Annotated in this window: 10 protein-coding genes; 8 read left to right on the top strand and 2 right to left on the bottom strand. The window is 40.9% G+C overall.

Annotated elements, in window-relative coordinates:
• Positions 1 to 106: 106 nt before the first annotated feature.
• On the bottom strand, positions 107 to 634 hold the full coding sequence (locus QUB11_RS25710; protein ID WP_333057848.1) for a P-loop NTPase family protein: 528 nt from the start codon (positions 632 to 634) through the stop codon (positions 107 to 109).
• A 356-nt stretch (positions 635 to 990) separates the two neighbouring features.
• Here QUB11_RS25710 and QUB11_RS25705 point away from each other — a divergent pair, with 356 nt between their 5' ends.
• The 8 genes from QUB11_RS25705 to QUB11_RS25670 all read left to right on the top strand — a co-directional run bounded on the left by QUB11_RS25705 (position 991) and on the right by QUB11_RS25670 (position 8,687).
• The gene (locus QUB11_RS25705; protein WP_333205271.1) at positions 991 to 1,557 is read left to right on the top strand and encodes a nucleoside monophosphate kinase; all 567 of its coding nucleotides are present in this window, start codon (positions 991 to 993) and stop codon (positions 1,555 to 1,557) included.
• 123 nt (positions 1,558 to 1,680) lie between these two features.
• A complete protein-coding gene (gene rph, locus QUB11_RS25700) occupies positions 1,681 to 2,406 on the top strand; it encodes a ribonuclease PH (protein ID WP_333205248.1) in 726 nt (241 codons plus the stop codon).
• A 118-nt stretch (positions 2,407 to 2,524) separates the two neighbouring features.
• Positions 2,525 to 5,797 carry a hypothetical protein gene (locus tag QUB11_RS25695; RefSeq protein WP_333205246.1) on the top strand — a complete coding sequence of 1,091 codons (3,273 nt, stop codon included), beginning with the start codon at positions 2,525 to 2,527 and terminating at the stop codon, positions 5,795 to 5,797.
• A gap of 65 nt (positions 5,798 to 5,862) precedes the next feature.
• Entirely contained in the window at positions 5,863 to 7,248 is a 1,386-nt protein-coding gene (locus tag QUB11_RS25690) for a hypothetical protein (protein WP_333205244.1), read from the top strand.
• 162 nt (positions 7,249 to 7,410) lie between these two features.
• A complete protein-coding gene (locus QUB11_RS25685) occupies positions 7,411 to 7,635 on the top strand; it encodes a CopG family transcriptional regulator (protein ID WP_333205242.1) in 225 nt (74 codons plus the stop codon).
• The gene (locus QUB11_RS25680; protein ID WP_333205240.1) at positions 7,622 to 7,960 is read left to right on the top strand and encodes a type II toxin-antitoxin system PemK/MazF family toxin; all 339 of its coding nucleotides are present in this window, start codon (positions 7,622 to 7,624) and stop codon (positions 7,958 to 7,960) included. The genes QUB11_RS25685 and QUB11_RS25680 overlap by 14 nt, the downstream gene beginning before the upstream one ends.
• Positions 7,961 to 8,097: 137 nt before the next feature.
• Positions 8,098 to 8,343 carry a hypothetical protein gene (locus QUB11_RS25675; RefSeq protein ID WP_333205238.1) on the top strand — a complete coding sequence of 82 codons (246 nt, stop codon included), beginning with the start codon at positions 8,098 to 8,100 and terminating at the stop codon, positions 8,341 to 8,343.
• Positions 8,340 to 8,687, top strand: a complete 348-nt coding sequence (locus QUB11_RS25670) for a type II toxin-antitoxin system PemK/MazF family toxin (RefSeq protein ID WP_333179692.1) — start codon at positions 8,340 to 8,342, stop codon at positions 8,685 to 8,687. Before QUB11_RS25675 ends, QUB11_RS25670 begins: the two co-directional genes overlap by 4 nt.
• Before the next feature lie 255 nt (positions 8,688 to 8,942).
• Here the strand turns inward: QUB11_RS25670 and QUB11_RS25665 are convergent.
• A partial coding sequence (locus QUB11_RS25665) for a CHAT domain-containing protein (protein ID WP_333392016.1) occupies positions 8,943 to 10,438 on the bottom strand: 1,496 nt, incomplete at its 5' end.

The raw sequence follows: 10,438 nt of genomic DNA, 5'->3' as shown, positions 1-10,438 counted from the left end.
TCCCGCCCGTCCTTTTTGGACGGGCGGGACGCCCATCCCACTTTCAAGAGTGGAAGTTATTTAATTCTCATTCCTAAACAGGCGATCGCAACTTGAATCATTGTCCTTAACTGCGGCGAATTTCAGTAATTTGGTCGGCAACATCCAAAATTCTTTGGGGCATGGATGGCCCAGTAAAAATCATATCCAAATGATGCGGCTTGTTGTCAATCAATGCCACCACTTCTGCTTCGGGAATCAAGCCCAAATTAACCGCTAAACTCAATTCATCGAGAATAACTAAGGCATAACGACCTTCGCGCACCGCATTTTGAACATACTGCCACAATTGTTCGATCGATCGCGTCTCCAGCTCATCTAAATCGGCATTCTCAATGCAGCGTGACAAATCGCAGCGCATCCAATCTAAATTTTGCCCCAGTCGCACCGGATGCTGGTGCCCTTGATTAATTCCCCCTTTGAGGAACTGCACCGCCAGCACCGGAGCTCCCTGTCCTGCAATTCTGAGGGCCTGAGCCATGACACTGGTAAAAAAGCAGCGGTGCGGGCCTGTAAAAACTTGCACCAGCCCTTGAACTGTGTAGGGCAAGCTGTGGGTTAAATTGAGTTTAGGGGTTTGTAACTGAGCAACCATAGGGCAATATTTAATCAGCAACTAAGTCTTGAGTGCAGCTCCGACCTTGGCGTGGCTGAAGCCTGCTTGACAATATATAGTGTACTGGGCCGAGTGCACATCGGATCAAACACTATATATACAAGTTGTCAAAAGCTCGCTGCAGTGGCATTCGCAGTCGTTTGTGGGATTTTTGAACTCAATTAGCACTTAGGGAGAAACGGGGTTTTTTACCAAAATACGGCGGGGATCGCCCCAGTTAGAGAGTTAGAGGGTGAAAAAGCAAGGCGATGAGAGTCTTGGGAAGTCCAGGACTGTGAAGAAAAAGTACACACATCGCGTAAAATTTGAATGTCGCGGCACTAGGAGCAGGGACTGTGAGAGTGGTGATTCTGGGAGGGCCAGGAGCGGGAAAGGGAACTCAGGCTGAACTACTGTGCAGCAATTTGAGCCTTCCTTTGCTGGCTGTGGGGGACATTCTACGGGAGGCGATCGCAGAAGATACAGATTTAGGCAAGCTGGCGGTGTCTTATGTCGAAAGAGGGGAATTAGTTCCCGACGCAACTATGATTGAATTCTTTCGCCGCCGGCTGCTGCTGTGGGATGTCTTTAATGGCTGGGTGCTGGAGGGCTATCCGCGAACGGCTTTTCAAGCTGAGGAGTTGGATTTTTTGTTGGACGATTTGGCTCAGCAGCTAGATTGGGCGATTTTGTTGAAAGTGCCGATCGAGGTTTTGCTGAGTAGGTCGATCGAGCGCGATCGATCGGATGACCATCCTGAAATATTACAGCGTCGGCTGGATTTGTTCCACGAACGCACTATTCCTCTTTTAGAGTATTACGAATACCGCAACAAACTGTTAACTGTTGATGGCAACCAATCTCCACAACAAGTCCAGCAGGATATTCTCAAATTAATCGAGGCTAAGGGCCAATCGGCATAAGATTTTAGATTTTAGATTTTAGATTGAATGACTGCATATTTACCGGAGCAAAAAAACCGGAAGATTAATACCAATTTTTAAAGTTTTAATGCCTAATTACCCATTACCAATCACCTAAATATTATGTCTTTCCAGCGTCCAGATGGCAGACAACCAAATCAACTTCGTCCGATTAGTTTCGATCGACAGTTTACCAAATTTGCTAGCGGTTCCGTACTGGCGAAAAGTGGCGATACTCAGGTACTTTGCAGCGTTACAATCAAGCCGGGAGTGCCTAGATTTTTGGAGAATACCGGACAAGGTTGGCTGACAGCGGAATACCGAATGTTGCCGGGTTCTACGCCGCAGCGACAAGAGCGGGAATTTATGAAATTATCGGGACGGACTCAAGAGATTCAGCGGTTGATTGGGCGCAGTTTGCGATCGTGCTTGGATATGCAACTCTTGGGAGAACGCACGATACTTGTGGATGCGGATGTTTTGCAAGCGGACGCTGGGACTCGCACGACTTCAATTACTGGCGGGTTTGTGGCTGTGGCTGATGCTTTGAATAAGTTGGTGCAAAAAGGTGATTTGGTGCGATCGCCCATTATTCGTCAAGTAGCGGCGGTGTCTGTGGGGCTTTTGGAAGGCGAGCCATTTTTAGATTTGAATTATCTTGAAGATGTGGCGGCAGAAATTGATTGTAATGTGGTAATGAATGGAGATTTGAACATCATCGAAGTTCAGGGAACTGCGGAAGAAGGAAGTTTTAGTCGGAGTCAGTTAAATCAAATTTTGGATTTGGCAGAAACCGGGATTCAGGAATTGTTGGAGGCTCAGCGGCAGGCTTTAGTCAGCAGTCATTAGTCATTACTCAGCAGTCATTTTTATGTACTCGATCTGGCAGATGAATAAAATATAAGCCTGTCCGTGAATCCGAGGTTAGCTAAGTAGAACGTTAGTTTTGTCTAGGAGAGTATTAGTAATGACTAAAATCGATTTCAAAGACATTCGCACTCACAAAGGTAGTCAACATGAAGGATTTGAAGAACTATGCTGTCAACTTGCATCATTTGAGGAAGTACCAAAAGACTCTATTTTTCGTCGCAAATCGGGTGCTGGAGGAGATGCTGGTGTTGAATGTTACTGGCGATTACCTAATGGAAATGAGAAGGCTTGGCAAACAAAATATTTTCCTGATAAATTGGGAGATAGCCAATGGGTACAAATTGATAAATCCGTTAAAGCGGCCTTGGATAAACATCCAAATTTAATTGAATATATAGTCTGTTTGCCCATTAACCGTACTGAAGGACGCAAGGACGGAGAAAAATCCCAAATGGATCGCTGGGATGAGCGTGTTCAAACATGGGAAGGATGGGCTAAAGAACGTCATATGACTGTTCAGTTTGTCTATTGGGGAGAATCAGAAATTCTTGAAAGGCTTTCTCGCCCACAACCTCAGTATGCTGGTCGTGCCTATTTTTGGTTTAATAAACAAGAACTAACTAATGAATGGATGATTCAGCGTTTTCAAGAAGTTAAAGAAAATGCTGGCCCACGATACACACCAGAAATTCATGTTTATTTACCAGAAGCTCAAATATTTGAAGGACTTGCTAGAACAGATATTTTCTTTGACCGCATTGATAACTTATACAGTCAGCTTTGTCGAAAGTGGAAAGATGCCAAGAAGCCATCAGAAGACTTACAGAAGAAAGTTCCTAAGGTAGCTAACTCTTTAAACGATCTGAGTAAAGATGTCAACTTACTCATCACTGCATTGAAAAAAGCATCTGATAGACAGGCATTGTCACCAATTGATTTTGATTCAATTGCTTGTTTGTCAAAAAAAGTTTGGCAATATGATAGTTACACACAAATTTGGCAAGTGAATCCATCTCATAACGAACAGCAAGGAGAACAAATAGAAAATAGAGACATTAATCGTTCAATTGAAGACTTATTACAAACAGTTCGTTATAAAATTTCAAAAGTAAAAGAAATAGGAATAGAAATTTACGAGTTTGCCATCAGTGATATTACTGCTGCGTGTAATCAAGGCGCACTTCTACTTACGGGTGAAGCTGGAACAGGTAAAACTCATCTCTTCTGTGATATAGCTAAACATCGTTTGGATAACTCACTTCCAACCATAATTTTACTGGGTCAGCACTTTTGTCAAGGCAACCCTTGGATTCAAATAATGCAGAGATTGCACCTTTCTTGTCAGCGTGACGAGTTTTTAGGCGCATTAGATGCTGCTGCACAAGCTTGTGGTAGTCATGCAATGATTTTGATTGATGCTCTTAATGAGAGTGATGATAAAGGTTTATGGAAAAAGGAACTAGCAGGTATATTAGCTGTTTTGCATAAGTATCCACGCATTACTATTGCAGTAAGCTGTCGTACTTCATACGAGAAAGCAACAATACCACAAAACCTGGTTCCAGAAGAAAAGTTAGTTAAAGTTGAACATCATGGATTTGCCAACCATGAATATAGTGCTACAAAAAAAATTTTCAATTATTATGGTATTGAACAGCCTAACGTTCCTTTGTTAGTTCCAGAGTTTTCTAACCCACTTTTTTTAAAAACACTTTGTCAAGGGATTAAAAAGCGTAAATTAACACGAATACCTAAAGGAATTAACGGCATTACTGATGTTTTAAATCTATTTATAGATTCAATTAACGAGGTCTTATGTGAACGAATTGATTATGATTATCAAGACAATTTAGTACGAAAATCAGTACATTCTTTAGCCTGTAAGATGGCAGAAAAAGAACAGCCTTGGATAGAAAGAAAAGAAGCCAAAAATATTGTTAATTCTTGTTTGCCTAATAGAGAGTTTTCACAGACTTTATTTTATAACCTGCTTGCTGAGGGCCTACTATCAGAAGATTTAATTTATCGTCCCTCAGAAAACGAATATGAAGAACAAAATCACAGGGTTGATATTATTAAATTTCCCTATGAAAAATTTAGCGATCATTTAATAGTCCGTTATTTGCTGACAAACCACCTAGATAAAGATAATCCAACTACATCTTTTGATGAAAATAAACCGCTAGGTCGGTTAGTAGCAGCTAGATGGAATACACAGAGTATAAGTGGTTTACTGGAAGCTTTATTTATTCAAATTCCTGAACTACTTGGAAAAGAAGTAATGGAATTAACATCAATTAGATTATGGTGGTTTGAACATCCATTTTTACAAAGTCTTATTTGGCGTAATCCCACTAAAATTACTCAAAAAACCAAAGATTATCTTGATGAAATATTCCAAGAAGCAGGAAACGAAGAAAAAGTTTATAATGTACTATTGACAGTAGCTACCGATCCTGAACATCCTTTAAATGCAAAATCTCTTCATCGTCATCTCATAAATCTCAGAATGCCAGATCGCGATGAAATTTGGTCAATTTATTTATTCGATCAGTATGAAAAAAAAGGGGCAGTCGATCGTTTACTTGAATGGGCATGGGAAGCCGAAAAAGACCATATCTCAGATGAATCCATCGAACTTTGTGCAATTGCTTTGACATGGTTTTTAACAACATCTCATCGTTTTCTTCGCGATCGTGCAACAAAAGCTCTTGTTTCAATGCTACATCCAAAACCTCAAGTTTTAGTCAAAGTTATCGAGCAGTTTTTAGAAGTTGATGATATTTATGTATTAGAACGTCTCTATGCTGTTGCTTATGGAGTCGCAATGGTTAGCAATGATGCTGAAAAAATAGGAGGACTTGCCAACAAAATCTATGAATGGGTATTTAAAGAAGGTACACCACCAGTACATATACTTTTGCGTGATTATGCTCGTGGTGTTATTGAAGTAGCTAATCATCTGGGTACTTTATCAGACCAAGTAGATATTGATAAAACTCATCCCCCTTATAAAAGTGATTGGAATCTCGATCTACCAACAGAAGAAGAATTAAAACTATATATTGAATTAATAAAGCTTGATTTTGACATCAATCTACCTTTATTACTATTACTTTTATTATTTAAGTCATGGGATTCAAATTATTTAATTATATCTCAGCTAAGAAGTGTTTCAAAGAAAACTAAATTTAAGAGTTTTAAAGACGATCCTAAATGGAGCCTTGATCGTCTATACACATCAGTTATGCACTATTTTGGTGGAGGCGATTTTTCTCGGTATGTTATAGAATCTCGTACTCGTTACTGGTCTTCCTGTATATTAGGAGAGCCAAAAGAACCCACTAAAAAAGAGAGGAGCAATTTATAGACTCTCTTACAACTACACAGAAACAAGCCTGGGAAGAATATAAAACAATATCCGAGAATGTAGATTTGTATAAACAACTAGAGCCTGAAAGTCGTATAGAATCTTTTGAAGAAGAGTTTACAGACGAAGAATTAAAGGAAGCTATTACATCTGGGAAAGAATCTTTTTTGAGCACTATTGACCAGGAAAAAACAGAATTTTTTGAAAAGTATGTTGTACCATTTTTAGAAAATCCAAGAGAAGATGAATATCGGTTCGATACTTCTATTGCCAAACGCTGGATTGTTAAGCGAGTCCTTGAATTAGGATGGACAATTGAGAAGTTCGGTTGGTTTGATAGGCGTTGTGGTAGTCATGGTCGTGCTGCAGATAAACCAGAACGAATTGGTAAGAAATACCAATGGATTGCCCTTCATGAATTTCTTGGTTGCATGGCAGATAATTTAGAGTTTACAGTTTCTTCTGGGTTGGAGGAAGAATCTGCATCATCTGTTTATGAAGGAACTTGGCAGATTGGAATCCGAGATATCGATCCATCCTTTTTGTTAAAACAAATTCCTGAATCTCAACAGAATAATAAAAAAAATTGGTTAAAACCTATTGACTATACATTTAACGAAGTTGCTCGACAAGGACAGATAGACTGGATAAAACAACAAGATGACTGTCCAGATCCATGTCAACTCATTGAATTAACTAATCCTAACGATCGAACAGTTTGGTTAACTCTAGAAGGTCATTATGGTTGGGCCGAAAAAGAACCTTTAGAAGAAGAAAAATATGAAACTTCTCAACGAGAAATGTCGTATCTGATACGAAGCTATATTGTGCGTTGTGAAAATATGGAAGAAACCTACCAATGGTTAAAAGATAAAAATTTTGAAGGGAAACGGATGCCAGAATCTGGAATAATTTCTGATATATTTATTGGCGAATTTTCTTGGGGTTTACCCTATCATACATGGAATGCAGATAATTATTGGGAGTCTGACACAAATATTACACACGGAGACTTACCTTATCCAGTCGTTGTAACAACAACACAATATTCTTTTAGTAGTAGTTTTGATTGTTCAACTGATGAAACAATATATGCTTTAATTCCTTCGGCTTGGCTAATGAAGAAGATGGAATTAAGATGGTCAGGAGAATATTTTAAATTTAGGAATTCAAATAATGAAGTTGTTGCATTTAATCCTTTAGATGAACTGTCTCCCGACAACTTTTTAATCTCCAAAAATCAACTGGTTAACTTTCTAAGTGAAAATAATTTAGATATTATTTGGACAGTATTAGGAGAACGTCAATTGATTGGTGGAAATCATAATGAATGGCCTGGACGCCTAGAAATTTATGGTGTGTATCGGCTAAAAAATGGTGTAATAGATGGAGAAGAGCTGAATACTTGGCATAGAAAACCCGATTTGCTTCTCAAAAGCTCGAATATTTGACTATCGCCCTTTCATCCATCCGCCTCCATCGTGGCACGGGCGTCCCGCCTGTGCAATAGATCGGTTCAAAAAGAGCGATCGCCCTATAAGTAGAATTTACTCCCGTTTATTGCTTGTGCTAGAATTAAATAAAAATCTTTGTAATTACCAATTGCTAAGATAATGCAAGCTGAAAAAATATCAATTTCCCTATCACAATCGCTACTACAGTTTATTGAAAGCTACAAAATTGCTAAAGGATGCCAATCCCCTTCCCAAGTAATTGAAGTAGCTTTAGAATTGTTGCGGAATCAAGAACTAGAATCTGCTTACCGACAAGCATCTAGCGAAGTAGACTCCGCTTGGGATCTAACAGTTGCCGATGGATTGACAGATGAAACGTGGTGAAATTTACTACGCTAATCTCAGTCCTACGATTGGTTCTGAGATAGATAAACGCCGTCCAGTATTAGTGGTGAGCAATGACGCTAATAACCGTGCTGCCAATACAGTTACAATTCTACCAATTACCTCTAATGTAACCCGTGTCTCCCCTTTCGATATCCTACTAAATCCAGAGGATAGCGGTTTATCCAAACCTTCTAAAGTACAAGCACAGCAAGGACGGACAAGTTCTAAACAGCGAATTAGCAGCGATGTAGTGGGAAGTTTGAGTGAAGAAATCATGCAGTTGGTAAATGCTGCTCTCAAACTGCATTTAGATGTCGATTAACTGTGATATATAGGCGTTTTTTTCGTGGCACGGGCATCCCGCCTGTGCGCCTGTGCGATCGCGGGCGTCTCGCCTGTGCGACCCCAAGCTTTTAAGCTATAATAGTTGCGTAAAGTCGAGATAAGTAAAAAAGTAACATGGATCAAACTTCTACAGTTACAATTAGCAATACATCTTATCAAACCCTCGCAGAAATCTCTGCACTCTCAGGAAAACCAATCGAAACAGTTCTCGAACAAGCAATAGAACAATACCGAAGACAACAGTTTTTAGCAGCAGCCAACCAAGCTTATCTTGCCTTACGCGATCGCCCAGAAGCTTGGAAAGAAGAACTTGAAGAACGGGAAGCTTGGGATATCACTTTAGAGGATGGTTTAGAATGACATCCGCCAAACCATCACGGGGTGATATATGGCTGATTGACTTGAACCCAACACGAGGAAGAGAGCAAGCTGGCAAGCGTCCCTGTCTAGTGACATCTGTAGATTTATTCAATCAGGGTGCTTCGGGATTAGTTGTCGTACTACCAGTCACATCGAAAGATAAAGGAATTCCCTGGCACGTCGAAGTTAACCCCCCAGAAGGAGGACTTAGACAGCGAAGTTTCATTAAATGTGAAGATGTGCGATCGATCAGTATAGAAAGATTTTTTGAACTGTGGGGTACAGTTTCTCCCACAACATTAATGATGGTAGAAGAAAGACTGCGTATTCTTTTGAATTTATAGCTAAAAAAAATTTTAGTTTTCATACAGATAAATATCCCTTTCATTCCCCTGACTGAATTTGACTCCTCACCCATTGCCTAAAACCTCGAATCATCGACGTTTCCCCCACATCTTTTTGCGTTTCCAAAAATCCCATAATCTCAGAGGGCGACAAAAAAGCGAAGTGAGGAGAAACCTCCCGTTCTAAATATTCCTGACCTTTTAAAAAATCATTGATATCCCACTAATAACAAATCACTAATCACTAATCACCAATTACCAAGGACTCCCAATCATCACAAAAGCAGACCAATAATAAGGATGCGACAACTTTAAATCCGCAAACCCTTGCAGCGAAGCCGGCAACTCCACCCCCTCACCCCGACTCAAACCCCGCAATCGGCCGCCCTCCAAACGCACATCTCCCCGCAACATCGCAATTTGCGCTTGTCGCAGGGCCGCCCCCTTAATTCGCGCCGTCTTCAACTGCTGGTAAAACTCACTCATCAATCCCAAAGTACCTTCATCACTCACGTACCACAAACTTCCCAAAGCCGTTTGCACCCCGGCTTGCAGCGCCAAACCCCCAAAACCCAACTCGGCCTGTGCATCTCCCACCGCAGTCCGACAAGCACTTAAAACTAACATATTCACCTGCGGATCATTCAATCTCAAATCCCGTAATTGATCCAGTCGCAGCCGACTATTCCACAACTGAATAAAAGAATTATTCGGTACTCCAGGTCGAAATTCGCCGTGAGTAGCTAAGTGAATAATGCCAAAAGGTCGGCTTTGATGCTGTCGCTTCAAATTCTCCAAAGTGAAACCCTCATTTAGAAAACTAACTCCCGGCCACTCTCTAGAAATAGCCGCTATTTCAGCAGGAACTGCCGGCAAAGGATTCAACTCGGAAAATTCCGAGGCACCCATTGCTAAAACTTGAGAATTTCTGAGATCGACGTAGCGGGTATCTGTTAAATTAATGCTGGGCATCAGGCTGAGATTGTACTTTTCCACCAAAAATTGCTGTCCGTCGTGCAAAGCAGCAAAGGGCATACCTCTCAAACCTCGATCGACAACAAAGGAAATAGTATCAGTTTCGCACTTTGTCAAACTGTCCTCTAAAGGCCCAATCATCCACTTATAAAGCTGTTGGGAAGATGGTAGATAACTCGTAGTAGCCCGCACCCCCGGTTTGGTAATCTCACCCCTGAACTCATTTACAACTTTCAGAAGTTCTTGTCGGTTCGCTGACGGCACACTTTTGTGAACCACTTCACCGCAAGAAGTGATCAGCATTAAATTTAATTCTTCGGGCTGCGAGAACAGATAAATTAAGCTGGGTTTCGTGCCGGTTTGTGCGCCCACCGATGCTAAGTTTTTTTGAATTTCCTCTGGGGATACCAACTCGTTGCTAATGTTGAGGCCGAAATATTCCCCGAATTCTTGGCTGAAAGATTTGTCCAGCATAGACAAAGCTGCCGATATTTGGCCTGCCTCCAAATTCCTGCCGATGTCGCCGCGAAATGCTGACTGAATAACAGAATCTCTGATTTTTGAATCGATGAAATTTCTCATTCCCCTGGGAAATTGCATTCTTTCGGGCGGCATCCTTTCTCTGGGTTTTCCTATATCTCGCGATATTCTGTTTTGGTTCTGCCGCTGTTCGCGACTAAAGGGTTGGTTGGGATCGAAAAAAAACGATCGCCCTCTATCAAATCGCGATCTATCCCTTGGTAATATTGGGGGGGAATTTGAGTTATTGCGATTAG

Source organism: Microcoleus sp. B6-A1 (assembly GCF_036705085.1).
GTDB lineage: Bacteria > Cyanobacteriota > Cyanobacteriia > Cyanobacteriales > Microcoleaceae > Microcoleus.
This window is presented reverse-complemented; position numbering and strand designations above follow the sequence as displayed.